The organism is Vallitalea maricola, assembly GCF_036985595.1.
GTDB lineage: Bacteria > Bacillota > Clostridia > Lachnospirales > Vallitaleaceae > Vallitalea > Vallitalea maricola.
Window position 1 is genome coordinate 19,825 of the sequence record NZ_BTPU01000010.1, and the last position, 15,148, is coordinate 34,972.

16 protein-coding genes are annotated in these 15,148 nt (G+C 31.8%); 6 read left to right on the forward strand and 10 right to left on the reverse strand.

The features are described 5' to 3' along the window. Nucleotides 1-84: 84 nt before the first annotated feature. The 6 genes from AACQ14_RS03900 to AACQ14_RS03925 all read right to left on the reverse strand — a co-directional run bounded on the left by AACQ14_RS03900 (nt 85) and on the right by AACQ14_RS03925 (nt 6,411). Nucleotides 85-1,224, reverse strand: coding sequence for a glycerate kinase family protein (locus AACQ14_RS03900; protein ID WP_339362261.1), 1,140 nt, complete (start codon nt 1,222-1,224; stop codon nt 85-87). A gap of 178 nt (nt 1,225-1,402) precedes the next feature. Further along, nucleotides 1,403-2,596, reverse strand: coding sequence for a CdaR family transcriptional regulator (locus tag AACQ14_RS03905; protein WP_339362262.1), 1,194 nt, complete (start codon nt 2,594-2,596; stop codon nt 1,403-1,405). Between the two features lie 479 nt (nt 2,597-3,075). Beyond that, nucleotides 3,076-3,630, reverse strand: a complete 555-nt coding sequence (locus AACQ14_RS03910; protein WP_339362263.1) for a phosphoribosyltransferase family protein — start codon at nt 3,628-3,630, stop codon at nt 3,076-3,078. A 69-nt stretch (nt 3,631-3,699) separates the two neighbouring features. Beyond that, nucleotides 3,700-4,752: an NCS2 family permease gene (locus tag AACQ14_RS03915; RefSeq protein ID WP_339362264.1), complete on the reverse strand. Its 1,053-nt coding sequence runs from the start codon at nt 4,750-4,752 to the stop codon at nt 3,700-3,702. A 353-nt stretch (nt 4,753-5,105) separates the two neighbouring features. Further along, nucleotides 5,106-5,936, reverse strand: a complete 831-nt coding sequence (locus tag AACQ14_RS03920) for a YitT family protein (RefSeq protein WP_339362265.1) — start codon at nt 5,934-5,936, stop codon at nt 5,106-5,108. Between the two features lie 109 nt (nt 5,937-6,045). Next, the gene (locus AACQ14_RS03925; RefSeq protein ID WP_339362266.1) at nt 6,046-6,411 is read right to left on the reverse strand and encodes a YccF domain-containing protein; all 366 of its coding nucleotides are present in this window, start codon (nt 6,409-6,411) and stop codon (nt 6,046-6,048) included. A 273-nt stretch (nt 6,412-6,684) separates the two neighbouring features. On the opposite strand from AACQ14_RS03925, the gene AACQ14_RS03930 reads away from it, so the two are divergent. The 5 genes from AACQ14_RS03930 to AACQ14_RS03950 all read left to right on the forward strand — a co-directional run bounded on the left by AACQ14_RS03930 (nt 6,685) and on the right by AACQ14_RS03950 (nt 10,434). Continuing rightward, nucleotides 6,685-7,014 carry a hypothetical protein gene (locus AACQ14_RS03930; RefSeq protein ID WP_339362267.1) on the forward strand — a complete coding sequence of 110 codons (330 nt, stop codon included), beginning with the start codon at nt 6,685-6,687 and terminating at the stop codon, nt 7,012-7,014. Between the two features lie 69 nt (nt 7,015-7,083). Further along, nucleotides 7,084-7,590 (forward strand): DUF5698 domain-containing protein, encoded by a 507-nt coding sequence (locus AACQ14_RS03935; protein ID WP_339362268.1) that lies wholly within the window; start codon nt 7,084-7,086, stop codon nt 7,588-7,590. A gap of 292 nt (nt 7,591-7,882) precedes the next feature. Next, a complete protein-coding gene (locus AACQ14_RS03940; RefSeq protein ID WP_339362269.1) occupies nt 7,883-8,554 on the forward strand; it encodes a response regulator transcription factor in 672 nt (223 codons plus the stop codon). A 290-nt stretch (nt 8,555-8,844) separates the two neighbouring features. Beyond that, nucleotides 8,845-9,669, forward strand: coding sequence for a sensor histidine kinase (locus tag AACQ14_RS03945; RefSeq protein ID WP_339362270.1), 825 nt, complete (start codon nt 8,845-8,847; stop codon nt 9,667-9,669). Between the two features lie 156 nt (nt 9,670-9,825). Further along, the gene (locus AACQ14_RS03950) at nt 9,826-10,434 is read left to right on the forward strand and encodes a DUF2680 domain-containing protein (protein ID WP_339362271.1); all 609 of its coding nucleotides are present in this window, start codon (nt 9,826-9,828) and stop codon (nt 10,432-10,434) included. Nucleotides 10,435-10,539: 105 nt separating this feature from the next. Here the strand turns inward: AACQ14_RS03950 and surE are convergent, their stop codons facing one another. The 3 genes from surE to hpt all read right to left on the reverse strand — a co-directional run bounded on the left by surE (nt 10,540) and on the right by hpt (nt 13,829). Beyond that, nucleotides 10,540-11,292, reverse strand: coding sequence for a 5'/3'-nucleotidase SurE (gene surE / locus AACQ14_RS03955; RefSeq protein WP_339362272.1), 753 nt, complete (start codon nt 11,290-11,292; stop codon nt 10,540-10,542). A gap of 90 nt (nt 11,293-11,382) precedes the next feature. Then, on the reverse strand, nt 11,383-13,170 hold the full coding sequence (locus tag AACQ14_RS03960) for a M3 family oligoendopeptidase (protein ID WP_339362273.1): 1,788 nt from the start codon (nt 13,168-13,170) through the stop codon (nt 11,383-11,385). Between the two features lie 122 nt (nt 13,171-13,292). After that, complete coding sequence (hpt, locus tag AACQ14_RS03965) at nt 13,293-13,829, reverse strand: hypoxanthine phosphoribosyltransferase (protein WP_339362274.1); 537 nt, start codon at nt 13,827-13,829, stop codon at nt 13,293-13,295. Nucleotides 13,830-14,001: 172 nt separating this feature from the next. Here hpt and AACQ14_RS03970 point away from each other — a divergent pair, with 172 nt between their 5' ends. After that, entirely contained in the window at nt 14,002-14,463 is a 462-nt protein-coding gene (locus tag AACQ14_RS03970) for a ferritin family protein (protein WP_339362275.1), read from the forward strand. A 23-nt stretch (nt 14,464-14,486) separates the two neighbouring features. Here the strand turns inward: AACQ14_RS03970 and AACQ14_RS03975 are convergent, their stop codons facing one another. Beyond that, nucleotides 14,487-15,134: a class II aldolase/adducin family protein gene (locus tag AACQ14_RS03975; protein WP_339362276.1), complete on the reverse strand. Its 648-nt coding sequence runs from the start codon at nt 15,132-15,134 to the stop codon at nt 14,487-14,489. Between the last annotated feature and the right edge of the window lie 14 nt (nt 15,135-15,148).

A 15,148-nucleotide genomic window follows, 5' to 3' on the forward strand; every position in this document is an offset into this window, starting at 1 on the left:
TATTAATATATTTTTATTTAGATAATAAACAATTAAACTCATTCTTATATACTGTAATAAGTTAAAGCCGTAAAGTTTGTTTGTTCAATTATATAATTTTATCACCTTCATTATTCGTTCTATTGCTTGAAGTAATAATATATCTGCATTTTTTATTGCATAATCCAGATTATGTGGTCCGTCCATAATTGTAAAAATAGAATCAATACCATATTCATAGACTCTATCTGCATCCTTACCAATTGAACCTACTACAGCAATAACTGGTACATCATATTTTTTTGCTGTTTTTGCAACACCAACAGGTAATTTACCATTGACAGTCTGATAATTGATTTCTCCTTCACCTGTAATTACTAAATCAAATGTGAAATCATTAAAATACTTTTCTAGATTGATTATATCCTTAATTATTTCAAATCCTGGTTTTAATGTTGCATCAAAGAAAGCTAGAAGTCCTGCACCTAATCCACCAGCTGCTCCTGAACCTTCAATATCCTTTACATCTTTACCGAAATCATTTTTGATAATTGAAGCAAAATTAGCCAATACATCATCTAGTAATGGTAATTGCTCCTTAGATGCACCTTTTTGAGGTCCATAGATGTAACTTGCACCATTAGGTCCACACAAAGGATTATTAACATCACAAGCTACAAGAAAATTGACCTCATCAAGTCTCTTATCCTTATTACTTGTATCAATATGGTGTAAATCCTTTAAACCTATAGCACCTCTTTGAATCTTATTACCTTCTTCGTCCAATAGCTTGAAGCCAAGAGCTTCCATCATTCCTGCTCCGCCATCATTAGTAGCACTACCACCAATACCTAATATTATTGTAGTACAACCTTTATCAATAACTTTTTTAACTAATTCTCCTGTTCCATAAGTAGTTGTGTATAATGGATTCTTTTTGTCTACAGGTACCAGTGGTAAACCTGAAGCACTTGCCATTTCTATAACTGCCGTTTTATCGTCACCTAATAATCCGTATTTAGCTTTTACTGGCTTTCCGATGGGATCAGTAACTGTTTCGTATAATATACTTCCTTTTGTATTATAGACCAGTGCTTCAACTGTACCTTCACCACCATCTGCCATAGGACATGTAACAACATTGGCTTTAGGAAAAACATTGGTAACCGCTTTTTTAGCTACGTCACAATATTTCTCTGCTGACAAACTACCTTTAAATGAATCAGGAGCAATAAGAATATCCATTTTGCACCTCCTTTACTTAATTATAGTTTTGTAAAAATAATTAACAAAACTGTCCTTTGCTCTCTAATATTATAATACATTTTCACCAATACCTCTTTATACACTCACTATAAAAAAGCACATAAAATTTGTTTCTTGGGTACAAATTTTATCTATCTTTACTTTTTATGTTATATCATCATACATTATCCGTATCTTTTGTTTGATAGTATTTTACATATAGATATATTAAATGCAGCAATAACCTATCTGATTCATTATGCAGTGGATTGATATTAAACAGTTCTTTCAATTTATTCAATCTGAATACAATTGTATTCCTATGCACAAATAGATCCTGTGATGCTTTTATCAAATTCATATTGTTTTTTATTAGAGCCTGCATTGTCAGAAGCATTTCATCATTATTATTGACCTTCTTAACGAAAGGTCCCAAAAAATAATCCATCTTCTCTTTATCTATACTAGCAAAAAGAAGTTCGAAAACATGATCTCTAGCAAATATGGTTTCATTTTTTTTATTCATCAAGTTACCATAATTAATCATTGCTTTTGCTTCTTCATAACTTTTATTATAACCATACATAGAAGGATGATACGTACCCACCCCAAATAATAATTCAACTTCTATATTACCAAAACTTGATTTTATGTTATCAATATACTCCATAAGTTCTTTTTTTACATTTTCAGAATCTGTTTTATTAAGGGTTTTAAATATTATTATCTTATTAATGGTTACATAGGATGATATATCCTGCTTATTATGTTTTTTTGTACCTTTAATATTATTCAACACATACTCCTTAACTTTTTCCTTATTGAGTAATGGATTCTTTTTAACAATAGAATCCAAATTCTGAATCTGGATTAGACATACAACTCTAGGTATATTCAAATCATAACCTAATTTAGAACCCCAATGAACAGTAGACGACCATTCTTCATCTGTATTCATGGTCAATAGTTTATTTATGAAAAATGTCTTTTGACTTTGATGAAAATATACTCTTTCCTTCAAAGCTTGTTGTTCTAGCATCAATTCTGTTGACATCCTTACTATTTCTGCCGCATTCTCAATTTCTTTTGGTGCTCCTGTTATACCTATTACACCAGCAACTTCATTATTATAATAAAAAGGCATGTTAATCCCTTGTTTGACACCTTCATATTTGTTTTCATCATTTTCATATATGTCTATTCTCAACTTTTTATTTATTACTTCTTCAGCTACCTTATGAAAAGTGCCAATCCTTTCTTTGTTCCCACTTGCAATGATGACACCTGATTCATTCATAATATTTATGTTATATCCAAGATTCTTCATGATGTTATCTACTAATTTTTGTGCTAACTCGTGATTTAATAACATATTGGTTAATGCTCCTTTGACTATTAGGATTTATATCTTGTACTAATGTTATCTATTAATTAATGTGTAGTCAAGGATTTAAGTTACTCTATTTTATTGAAATATAATTATATTGCTAGTAAGTCAGTAAAAGTGATTTGTTCTGACTTGGTTATTGCAAAATAGCATATGTATATGTTTCGCCAGCTACTTGCTCGTCCTGAGCAAAAAGCTGGGTTCGGCGTCCTGCCTCACTACTTCACATATACATATGCTATTTTGCTTGTATTCCCCTTCAATATAATCACAACACTTTTTCTTCTAAGTTAGCTTAACTATTGGCTACTTCATATTTTATTATAAGAATATGTGGTAAATCAGGTCAAATTGCTACAAAGCAAAAAACTGCAAGTTGAATTTTTCCAACTTACAGTAATTAGATTATAGCATATTTATTTTAATCAATTAGCATAACAGTTTATAATGCATTTATCATTCATTTATTGAGTTTCACCATTCTTAAATAATGGTAGTTTTCCTAAGAAAATTATGTCATCACGGTTAGCGGCATCTCCTTCAGCCAATATTGCAGCTTTTCCAACTACTTGTCCTCCTGCTTTATTGACCAAATCTTCTATAGCCATAATGGATTCTCCTGTACTGATTACATCATCTATGATTACAACTCTCTTATCTTTTAATAACTTAACTTCGTCTTTGTCAAGACATAATAATTGTTCTTTTTGAGTTGTTATTGATACTACTTTTGTTACTAAAGGATCTTTCATATAAGGTTTAAGACTTTTTCTTGCTACAATATATTTTTTCATATTCTTTTGCTTAGCTATTTCATATATCAACGGAATTCCTTTAGCTTCTGCAGTAATTAAAATATCTGCTTCAGGCAGTTTTTCTGCTAAATGTTTCCCTGCTGTCTCCACTATTTCAGTATCACCAAGTATTACAAAACTTGCTATTTTCAAGTTTTCATTGATTTGCATTATTGGCAAATTCCTTTTCAGACCACATACCTCTAATGTATATGTATTTCCCATATTATCGTACATCCTTTCCACAAAACATTACTCAAAATACTGTAATTTATATTTTATAATTCTTAAGTATTATAATCCTATAATACCCGATAACATTTTCATAATCAATCCTGCAACCATACCAAAAAATGGGTCAGTTATTGCAGTTACTGTCATTGTGATACCACCTACTAAAGAATCTTGTCCTAGAGATACGGCAGCATTAACTGGAACCGTTACCCAAGCACCTAGTACAAAAAGGAAACCTGCAATGGATTCACTTGGTACATATTTTCCGATTTTAGGTAATAGACCTGATAGTAATATTACAGCCATAAGTACCATCATTCCAACTCCTGCCCAAACAGCATGAGGTGCACTAGCTGTAGCAGAGATTATTGACTCAACTGGACCTCCGCCAAAAAGTGAAGATGACATATCAGCCAAACTACTTATTACTGCTAGTTGATCGAGATTAACACTTTTACCAGCAATACTTCCAGTTATATTACCAAAAGCTATATTAGCACCAATATTAAGACAAACCATTGATAATGCTCCTCTTATGATGGAAGTATTCAGTATTGGTTTTTGAAACTTAATTTTATCATTTTCATTAGCCATTATTCCAGTATCTTGTTTCATCACTCTAGAAGCTACACTTGATAAAATTACAGAAATAGCAATGGTATAAACTAAATCTTTTGTTAATAAATATGTAAGAAATGCAGAAGCTATAGAAACAATACCAATTATTCTATTTTTTCTACACATATCAATAGAAACACGAGCTAACATAATACCTACACCAGCCATCATACCACTAGTAATTACTGGTCCAATAAAATCTACAATAGTTCCTAGGAATCCAAAAACTCCAATAAGTGCCATAATAACACCACCATAAAATATCATGGATAATCTTTCTCTCATATTCTTACCCATAGTACCGGCTATTGTAATTGTCTCAGCTTGAAAAGATATTGGAGCTACAGAACCAACTATACTATTACCTACTGCCCCTGTTAAAAATGCAAAAGCAGTGGGTATTGACGCAAAACCGAACGTTAACGCTAAAAGTCCTTGAGGTAATCCATTCAAAATAACACTGAAAACGGCTAATAAATCTTTAATAAAATCCATAATTTTGTCTCCTTTATAATGTCTACTTCTAATATTATAACGTTATTTTATTTCCGAACATTTTAATCAAATTACAAAATAATGTTCTAAAGGTTATTATATGGCATATTCATATTTTTTTCAACATAAATTTATTTTAAATTATTATATTTCTGTAACTCTTAACAAAATTACTTGTTAATTATACTAAAGCATTAAAAAACCTTATCAGTAAAAAATTTTACCGATAAGGTATGAATATGTTTGATATAACTTCTAAAACTGATAATACTAAGGGCACCAACCATACCATTAGCTGTTACTGCTAAATATCTATAGGTAGATGATTTAATGTCAGGCGGAAAAAACCTTTACTAATCACTGAATCCTCCACCAAATACCTCAATACTCTCAGTCACATAAACAAAACTATTATCATCTAGTTGGGAAACATATTTTTTTAGAGTTATCAATTCTTGATTAGTCACTACTGCCTTAATCATCATTTTTTTTCTAACTTTATATGTTCCTACGCAGGGTACAAAAGTAACTCCTCTATTTAGTTTTTTATGTATGAACTCTGTAATTTCAAGAAAATTATCTGATATAATGTTCACACAATACTCTCGTCTTGTACCAAGAATAATATAATCAGTAACTTTACCTGCAATATAAATACTTATAAGAGAATAAATAATACATGTAATATCACCATAAGTAAGTGATGAAGTCAAAATGCAAAAGTTAAGTACGGTAAAGAAGGTTCCTATAGTGATACCTTTTTTCTCTTTTAGATACATACCAACTATTGCTTCTGGACCATTTGCCGCACCTTCCCTGATTATCATTCCTCCTGACACCCCAAACAGTACTCCAGATACAATAGCTGCTACAATGGGGTCTGTATAAAACTCAGGAACAAAATTTCCAACGATTCCTATAAAAAATGTAAACAATCCAAAACAAAAAGCTGCATAGAACACCAACTTTCTATTATACTTAAAGAAAGCCCAGATGATAACAGGACAACATAACCCTATTAATATCAATTGAATATTTACATTTGTCAAATTATTAATTACAGTGGCTAAACCACCAAATCCTCCACCTATCAAATCATTAGGCAATAATATCTGATGAAAGGCTATTGCCGAAATTAATTGTCCAATAATAATAATCAAGTAATGTTTAATCATCTTTAGCATTTTTGTGCTCCTTTATTGTAGTATTTCATATCCCTTTTCACCCTATAATGCAATGAAAAGCAAATGCTATTATTTACTATAATCAACATTTGCCACTAAATAAAGCTATTTATCTATTTATTTTTGCTCCAAATGGAATAAGTGCAAGTCTAGCGAACTTAAAATGCTGTAACCCAAATGGAATACCAACAACAGTAATACAAAAAATCAATCCCACAATTAAGTGTAGTATACATAATTCCCAGCCAAACAACATAATCCATAGTATATTACCAGCAAGACCAAATATGCCAAAATTACCTATGTTTACATCTGACCCAAAGGGCCATAATACAAAATTAGAAATCTTGAAGCATTGCCTGCCGAATGGTATAAGAACAATGGTAATACATAATATCAGCCCAGCTATAAACCATAAAATAGAACTGATTAATCCACCAAATACTATCCATATCAAGTTACCAAGAAAGCTCATTGATGTCGTCCCCCTTACAAATAAACTGGTACATTTCTTTATTAGTATAAAGTATTAACGTTTCTTTGTAAATGTTAAAATAATTAGAATTCAATTAAACCTATTCCATAAAATTATACCTTCTATTAGAATTACTATCTTAAACAAGTATAATAGATTTACCTCACTTTTGCTGGACATAATTACATTAAACTTTTGTCGAACATATGTCAAATAATTAAATTCCTTGCTTTTATCTCATCTAAAAGTTACAATATATAGGGGTGATAAATAATGAAATATCTACAAAATTTTTTGTCATTGGGAAAAATGACAGTCTCTAATGTAATCCATAAAATATTTTATATAGGAGCATTAATAGTAGCCTATAAATCATTTATGTTTGCAAGAGTGATTTATATTACTTGTACATATGAAAAAATGGTTCGTCATATTGAAGGCAGGAATACGTATTCATATACTTCTACAACCGTGAATAATGCACCGTTAGCGGTACTTGGATTTATAATATATTTTATTGTAATCCTAATTCTATGGAAATTAATCTGTGAACTACTATTAAAATTCTTCACATATTTTGAATTACAAGACAAAGATTATTAGAATAAAAAAAATCCATATACACATATTAAATAATAATATTGATAATTAATCATACCTAAGGAAGATTTCATGAAAACAATTATATTTATTATTATTTTACAACTACTATACGTTCCCCTACTTACTATGAGAACTATTTTTATGGTCAAAAACAATAGTTTTATAGCCTCAGCGTTTGGTTTTTTTGAAGCCGTTGTATATATCTTTGGTCTATCCCTTGTTATCAGTGGCAATCAAACATTTTTAACCATGTTCATTTATGCTCTTAGTTTTGGCGTTGGAATATACATCGGTAACCTGATAGAAAAAAAACTGGCTATCGGACATATTACCTACAATATAAGCTTAAAACACAAAAACCAACAATTTATTGACAAACTCCGAGAACAAGGATTCAGAGTGACCATCTTTGAAGGTATAGGAAAAGAATGCAAACGCTACAAATTAGAAATCCTCATAGACAGACATCTCGAAGACGAATTATGGAAATTAGTCAAAACCTATGAACCCGACTCTTTCATAACATCCTACGAACCACGAAAATTCAAAAGAAGACACAGCCAACTTCTAAAATAATCGTAGTCAAGGGTATTCGTGTATACTTTTGATGTCTCTAACCATGCCGTGGTGGCGTACCGATATCTGAAAAACCGTGGGAACAAGCAGAACCTGTTATTCTGCCACCAAGGGTACAATATACGATATACCCTGAAAGGATGTAACAAGATGAATTATATGACTGTTCGAAAGGCTGCTAAAAAATGGAGCGTTACATAGAGATGATCTTTGCGTAGAAAAAAAGAAATTCAATAGATTTCATAAAGGCTCAACGTTGATATTTTATAATCTACTAATGGAGGTGACTGCTATGGCAACTATAATGGTGGTTGAGGATAACAAAGGAACCAATAAGGCAATTTGTGAATATATGAAAACAGCCCGACACATTCTAATTCCAGCACATGATGGAGCAGAAGCTTTAAAAATGTTTAGGGAAGAAGAAATAGATTTAATCGTGTTGGACATTATGCTGCCCCAAATATCTGGAGTAGCTGTTTTGCACGAAATCAGAAAAAGTAGTGATATACCAATACTAATGCTAACAGCGGTAGATGATGAATATACTCAAGCTAACAGTTTTGATGAATTGGCAGACGATTATATTACTAAACCGTTTTCTATGCTCCTTTTAGGTAAGAGAATTACAGCTCTATTACGTAGAAGCGGGAAAAAGTTAGCATTGAACACCTTCAAAATTGGTGATGTTATCGTTGATTTTCCTGGCTATACAGCATTTGATGATAACGGAAAAATTGATATAACGCCGAAAGAGTTAGAAATACTTAAATTGTTCATTGAAAACAAGGGGCTTGTCCTGTCACGCAACCAAATTCTTGATGATGTGTGGGGTGACGATTGCGCAATTATAGACCGCACAATCGACGCTTATATCCGCAATCTGCGCAAAAAGTTAAAATTAGATTGCATTACTACGGTAAAAGGAATAGGATATAAGTTTGAAATGGAGGTGAGCAAATGAAGATGAAACTGTTTCCCAGAATATTTTTATATACTTTTAATATGATGTTGCTCATTTCAATATTAGCACACCTTTTACTTTTTTTCATAGCACCATATCAAAATGTATTGATTACGAATATGTCTGTCACAAATGTTGGAGCAATAGCCTTATCTGAAATAGATATGCCCCAACTAATTACAAATACGATTATCAAAACCTTTCCAATATCCTTAATTGGCTGTATTATGATTTCGTTGGTATTCTCCTATATATTCTCAAAAAGAATAACAACGCCTATCCTCTTAACTGTGAACGATGTTAAACAAATGGCGAATATGGATATAAAAGCACAATGCAGAGTTAAATCACCAGATGAAATAGGATTTTTAGCTACTAATATAAATGCTCTTTATCAATCTTTATTGACAACGATACATAATTTGGAGCAAGAGAAAGAAAAGGTCAGCCTTGCCGAAAGAGAAAAACTGAATTTTCTTCGAGCAGCTTCCCATGAGTTAAAAACACCTGTCACAGAACTGAATGCAACATTGGAAAATATGATACTTTGTATCGGGGATTATAGCGATTATGAAACATATCTTCCCAAATGCAAGGAGGTGACAGAACAACTTGGCATTATGATTAAAGATATTCTGAATACATCACGGTTGCAAATGGAGGCAAGCAATGAGAAATCAGAGGAATTTGTATTGCAAGAGTTACTCTTAGAAATATGTGAGCCATACAAATTGATTGCGCAAATAAGAGGTATTCGATTTCATACTATTATAAGTGGCAAAACTGTTATGTTTGCTCCAGTACAATTATTAAAAAAAGCTATTTCAAATATCTTGTCAAATGCAGTCAATTACACAAGTGTAGGAAAGAATATTTTTGTTACAATCCATTCCGATTTCTTAACAGTAAATAATGAATGTACGCCCCTATCTGATGAACAGCTTCAAAATATTTTTGAACCATTCTATCGACTAGATTATTCCAAAAATCAAAATACAGTTGGAAATGGTTTTGGTCTTTATATTGTTGAAACTATATTTAAAAAATTGAAATTAGACTACAAGTTTATACCTCTTGAAAACAACGACGGAATGAGTTTCACCGTTCAATTCTAAAAAAATCCCCACCTTTTCGCTAAAAAGGCGGGGATTTTTCTTATTCAACATTTACTCAACATTGATTTTATATTGTTTCAACATGGATGTAGTATCCTTATAATGAAAGAGGGATAGCGCAACCATAAACTCAATAACTGAAAGGAGAAATTGTCTATGAAGTTTAAATTATTTTTAGGCATAGCCATGAGTGTAGCAGTAGCCTTCGGAGGTGTTTCTGCTTTGGCTGCGCCACAAAATATTGTACAGCAAAAGCCGTTTTCTAACGATGCCACACCCCTATCTTCCGTTATTGTTCGACAGAACGGCAACGCCATTGAGCAGAGCTATGACAATGGCGTAACATGGGAGAACTACACTTACAAGGAGGCTAACGAGTTTTTCAACTATGATGAATATGCTGAATGGGTAAAAACAGAGAAAGAAGCTATTCAGAAGCTGGTAGAAGCCGGGGAATGGACACAGAAACAGGCCGATGAGGTTATTTCCCACTATAATGAGGTACTAAGCCAAATAAAGGATGGCTTAATAGTAAGCAAGAGAAAGAATTTTAACCAAGATCAAGTTTTGTTCAGCTTGCCAGAGGGTATGCACACAACGGGTTATCGTACCGTTGTTTATAACGGTGACACATTTAAGAACTTTGGCCCCTTTGAAACAAAGGAAGATTTTTATAATGCTCTTAAAGAGTATTCTGACGGTCAAGTTACTTCTGGAATTATGTCACAATCTGATGCTAACGATTTACTCAAGAAATACGAGTAAATTGTAAGTTTGCTGTATAACAAAAGCCGTTATACAGCAGACAGATTATTAAGCGTTATCCCTCTTTACAATTGAACTACCCACTAAATAATTCCTATCACTCATTCAAAACCACTTACCAACATCAGTCAGTATATTAAAATTAGTCAAATCATAATGCAAAGGCGTAACAGTCACATACCCATTATCCACATAATAAGAATCCGTCTCCTCCGCATGATTTACCACTCTTTCTCCCTCTAATTTGTAAACTAGGTTTTCTTCCTGTTTCCCACTCTTCTTATAATAATGATGAAACTGTAACTTACCTATCTTACAAACCTTTATCCCTTTTATCTCTTCATCTTTAATCGGTGGTACATTCACATTCAAAACTATATCATCTTTCATTTTATTACTTGCTGCAATTTCTATCACTTTTTTAATATATCTAGCCGCATTATCATATACATAAGCTTCTGCACTAGACTCCGTTGAAACCGCTATGGCCGGTATATTACACAATGTAGCTTCAACAGCAGCTGATACCGTCCCTGAATACAATATATCAGTTCCCAAATTATACCCTATATTTATGCCCGAAACAACCATATCAACTTTATCTTTAATAATCTGGTCTGTAGCCACACGAACACAATCCGCAGGTGTCCCACTAACAGAATATGCTTTCGATTTTATATCAGGCAGTTCTACTTCTTTAACAATCAACGGTTTTGATATTGTTATAGAGTGGCTTGTAGCACTTCTCTGATCATCAGGTGCCACAATAATAATATCATGATATTTTTCCAATTCTTTGCATAGTGCATGAATCCCTTTTGCATGAACTCCATCGTCATTAGTAATTAATAATCTCATATATTTCCTCCTTCTAACTTTATTTATTACCTGTAATTATATTAAAATTTTAGCTAGTCCTAATTATATTATTAGGACTAGCCATATTATCTAATCATTTCTATCAATTAAATCTATCAACATATCAATATCCTCTTCAATCATTCTCAGACCGCCTCTAAAGAACTGAACATCAGTCAAGTCAATTCCAACACTCTGACCTATACCATAGATTGAATTTTTACCTGTTTCTCTAAGTAATGTATCATACTTTGACAAGAAACTATCTCCTTCATTTTCATACATAGCATATAATCCTTTTGCCAACAATAGTCCAAATGCATAAGGGAAATTATAGTAGTTTCTGTTTGCATAATAATAATGTACTTTATTAACCCACATATATGGATGATTAAACCTATGGTCTAAGGTATCACCATATGCTTTTTCCTGAGCATCAGCCATAAGGTCACATAATTGTTCAACTGATAATGTAGTATTTTCACGTTTTTCAAATAATGCTTTTTCAAATATGAATCTGCTATAGATATCCATAATGATACCTACATATCTTGTAACCTGATCATTAAGTATTTCAAAACGCTTCTTATCATCCCAATTGGCTAATGCAGATTTTATGATGATTGTTTCACAGAAAGTTGATGCTGTTTCTGCTATTGGCATAGTATAACTTCTATTCAATAACTCTTCATCTTTCAAACAATGTCCATGATACCCGTGTCCAAGTTCATGAGCAAGAGTAATAACATTAGTAAGAACACCATCAAAGTTTAATAATACTCTGCTCTCGCCTATTGGAAGATTGGAACAAAACGCTCCCCCTCTTTTACCAGCTCTTGGCTCCACATCAATCCAGTTCTTATCAAATGCCATTTGAGCAAAATCAGCAAGATCAGGATTAAATGATCTGAAATTATCATATACAATATATTTTGCTTCATCATATGTAATCTTAGAAACTTCTTTTCCCAATGGTGCATACAATTCATACCATGGAAGTCCGTTATTGTATCCTAAGACCTGAGCTTTTTTCTTAAGATATTTACGAACTAGAGGTAATCCTTCTTCTATGGCTTTTAATAACACATCCAATATCTTACTATCCATCCTAGAATAGAAGAGTGTCATATCTAATGGAGACGGAAAACCTCTAAGCTCTGTTTGTGTAATAGCCTCACCTTTGATACCATTTAGACACGCTGACATAGGAAGGGTAATCTTCTTGTAAGCTTCTAACTCACTTTCATAAGCACGTTTACGTACATTTTTATCTTGTGAAAAAGCCATGTTTCTTACAGCGCTAATAGGCTTTATTTCTTCTTCCAGACCATATTTAGCTAGTAATTCAACTTGCAGTGTAGATAGTAACTGCTGATGCAGCTTAGTCCAAGCTGAGGAACCTGTATTTTTCATTCTTGCTATAATACTCTCTGTCTCACTATCCAAGCTATGTTTATTGATTTCTACCATTTCATGCAATATGTACCCATGTTCTTGTAGATATGATGAAGAAGATATTATCTTATCCAATTCATCAATTTTACTTATATAATCACCAAACATAACTTCCAATTGTGTAAAATCCGGATATAATGCTTCTATTATATTAAGTTTCTCCAATGCTGTCTGGTTAGTTGTATCTGTAGCAGATTGCAAACGTGCATAAGCAGCATATCTATCCATTTTATAATCTATTGATGTTATTTGTCTAAGTATATATGTTATTTTATCAGTATCATTTAGTTTATTATTAGTTAATTCTTCATAAAACCATTTTTTTAATGATTGTATCTCATCCTTTACATCTTGTAAATCCTTATCCATCTTAGGATCATCAAAAGATGCATATAGAGATGTCAAATCCCAATGTGTACTCATTATATAACTCCTTTCACCCTATTATCTTTATATCCCTATTATAGATTATATAAAACAATTTATCTATAGCGAATTGTTATTATTAATAAAAAAGACTATCAATTATGATAGCCTCTTCCTTCTTATTCGTATGCTTCTCTTTTTAAAATTCCTACAAAAGGTAGATTCCTATATTTTTCATTGAAATCAATACCATATCCAACTACAAATTCATCTGGTATATCAAAGCCTTTATATTTTACATCAATATGTGCCTTTCTTCTATCTGGTTTATCTAATAAAGTACAGATATCTATACTTTTGGCACCTCTTGATTTTAGATTTTCAGTTAAATAACTTAATGTAAGTCCTGTATCAATTATATCCTCTACTACTAAAACATGTCTACCTTCAATATCTTCATCTAGATCTTTTAATATCTTAACAACTCCGGAGCTTTCTGTAGAACTTCCGTAACTAGAGATTGCCATAAAGTCTAGTGCTATGGGAATATTAATCTTTCTAATTAAATCTGCTACAAATACGTTTGCTCCTTTTAATACACCTATTACAACTAAGTTCTTTCCAGCGAAATCCTTAGTAATTTTATCAGCAAGTTCAGTAACTTTTTTGTCTAAATTTTCTTCTGATACAAGTACTTCTTTCACATCGTTTAACATGATTTTTCCTCTCTTTCTCAATCTGGTCAATGATATTATAACATCTATCAAGTAAAATGTGAACATATTTTTTGATTTTAATTCTAATGTTCGATATTATTATTTATTAAGTTTTTCTATTTAAAAACATAACTATATTTGATATACTGTAAGAAAAAGGAGGGTATATATCATGGAAAAAGCTAATGCTCTTGAGATAATTAATTTTGCTGTATCTATAGAAGAAGAAGGAATAAGATTCTACAATGAATATAGTAAGTTAGCCAAAGGAGAAATAAAGGCTTTATTACTTAAACTAGCTTCAGATGAAGAAAGTCATGCAGATCAATTTCGTAAAATGCTAAATAAGGTAAATACTGACAATTATTATTTTACAGAAGAAGTCGATGAATATTTTCGTTCTTATGCTAACCATATTGCTTTTAATCGTAGAAATCAAAAATTGACAAGTATAAGCGAAGTTCTTGAAGTAGCTATTGAAACTGAAAAAATCACTACTGAATTCTACCAAGGACTTATACCAAAGACATCAGATAATAAGGTAGTAGGTATATTAAAAACTCTAGTTGAAGAAGAAACTAAACATCGTCTTGTTTTAGAAGATTATCTTAAAAAAACTGATGAACCTAATTAAGTTCATCAGTTTTTTGCTTTTATTTATTTACCTTGTCCATATTTATATTTTGCAAATTCCGCCATTGCCTTAATATTTTCTTCTGACAAAGGTACAAAATCTTTTCCAGTTGATCTTATCAGCTGATATATTTGTGCAGTTACTTCTAGAACATTTGCAACTTTGAAAGCTGCTTCCATACTTTCACCTACGCATACTGCTCCATGAGATTGAAGTAAACAAGCATTCGCTTCTTTTCCTAGGGCTTTTATACATTCTTCTGCAAGTTCTTTAGTACCAGGTAAAGCATAATTAGCAGTTTTAACCGGAGCTCCTAATGCTTGAGCCGCTTCATCAATCAACAATGGTATACCTTCTCCCATACAAGAAAATACAGTTGAGTATATAGGATGGGTATGTACAACAGCTTTTACTTCTGGTCTATTTCTATAAACACTAAGATGTAATTCTGTCTCGATTGTTGGCTTTCTATGTCCTTCAACAATCTGACCATCCAAATTGCACACAACAACATCATCTGTAGTACAATTACAATAGTCCATTCCACTTGGTGTTAAATAAACAAGTCCTGTTTCTTCATCTTTTACACTTATATTCCCCCAAGTCTCAATTGTAAAGCCCGAATCAATTAATTTTTTCCCTGAATCAATAATTAGTTTTTTATAATCCATTTGTTTTATCCTTT

Bases quoted from the DNA above. Each gene is read 5' to 3' on its own strand.
- AACQ14_RS03950 (WP_339362271.1), top strand. From the start codon at position 9,826: ATGAAGTTTAAATTATTTTTAGGCATAGCCATGAGTGTAGCAGTAGCC.
- AACQ14_RS03900 (WP_339362261.1), bottom strand. From the start codon at position 1,224: ATGGATATTCTTATTGCTCCTGATTCATTTAAAGGTAGTTTGTCAGCA.
- AACQ14_RS03915 (WP_339362264.1), bottom strand. From the start codon at position 4,752: ATGGATTTTATTAAAGATTTATTAGCCGTTTTCAGTGTTATTTTGAAT.
- AACQ14_RS03930 (WP_339362267.1), top strand. From the start codon at position 6,685: ATGAAATATCTACAAAATTTTTTGTCATTGGGAAAAATGACAGTCTCT.
- AACQ14_RS03935 (WP_339362268.1), top strand. From the start codon at position 7,084: ATGAAAACAATTATATTTATTATTATTTTACAACTACTATACGTTCCC.
- AACQ14_RS03910 (WP_339362263.1), bottom strand. From the start codon at position 3,630: ATGGGAAATACATATACATTAGAGGTATGTGGTCTGAAAAGGAATTTG.
- hpt (WP_339362274.1), bottom strand. From the start codon at position 13,829: ATGTTAAACGATGTGAAAGAAGTACTTGTATCAGAAGAAAATTTAGAC.
- AACQ14_RS03925 (WP_339362266.1), bottom strand. From the start codon at position 6,411: ATGAGCTTTCTTGGTAACTTGATATGGATAGTATTTGGTGGATTAATC.
- surE (WP_339362272.1), bottom strand. From the start codon at position 11,292: ATGAGATTATTAATTACTAATGACGATGGAGTTCATGCAAAAGGGATT.
- AACQ14_RS03970 (WP_339362275.1), top strand. From the start codon at position 14,002: ATGGAAAAAGCTAATGCTCTTGAGATAATTAATTTTGCTGTATCTATA.
- AACQ14_RS03940 (WP_339362269.1), top strand. From the start codon at position 7,883: ATGGCAACTATAATGGTGGTTGAGGATAACAAAGGAACCAATAAGGCA.
- AACQ14_RS03905 (WP_339362262.1), bottom strand. From the start codon at position 2,596: ATGTTATTAAATCACGAGTTAGCACAAAAATTAGTAGATAACATCATG.
- AACQ14_RS03920 (WP_339362265.1), bottom strand. From the start codon at position 5,936: ATGCTAAAGATGATTAAACATTACTTGATTATTATTATTGGACAATTA.
- AACQ14_RS03975 (WP_339362276.1), bottom strand. From the start codon at position 15,134: ATGGATTATAAAAAACTAATTATTGATTCAGGGAAAAAATTAATTGAT.
- AACQ14_RS03960 (WP_339362273.1), bottom strand. From the start codon at position 13,170: ATGAGTACACATTGGGATTTGACATCTCTATATGCATCTTTTGATGAT.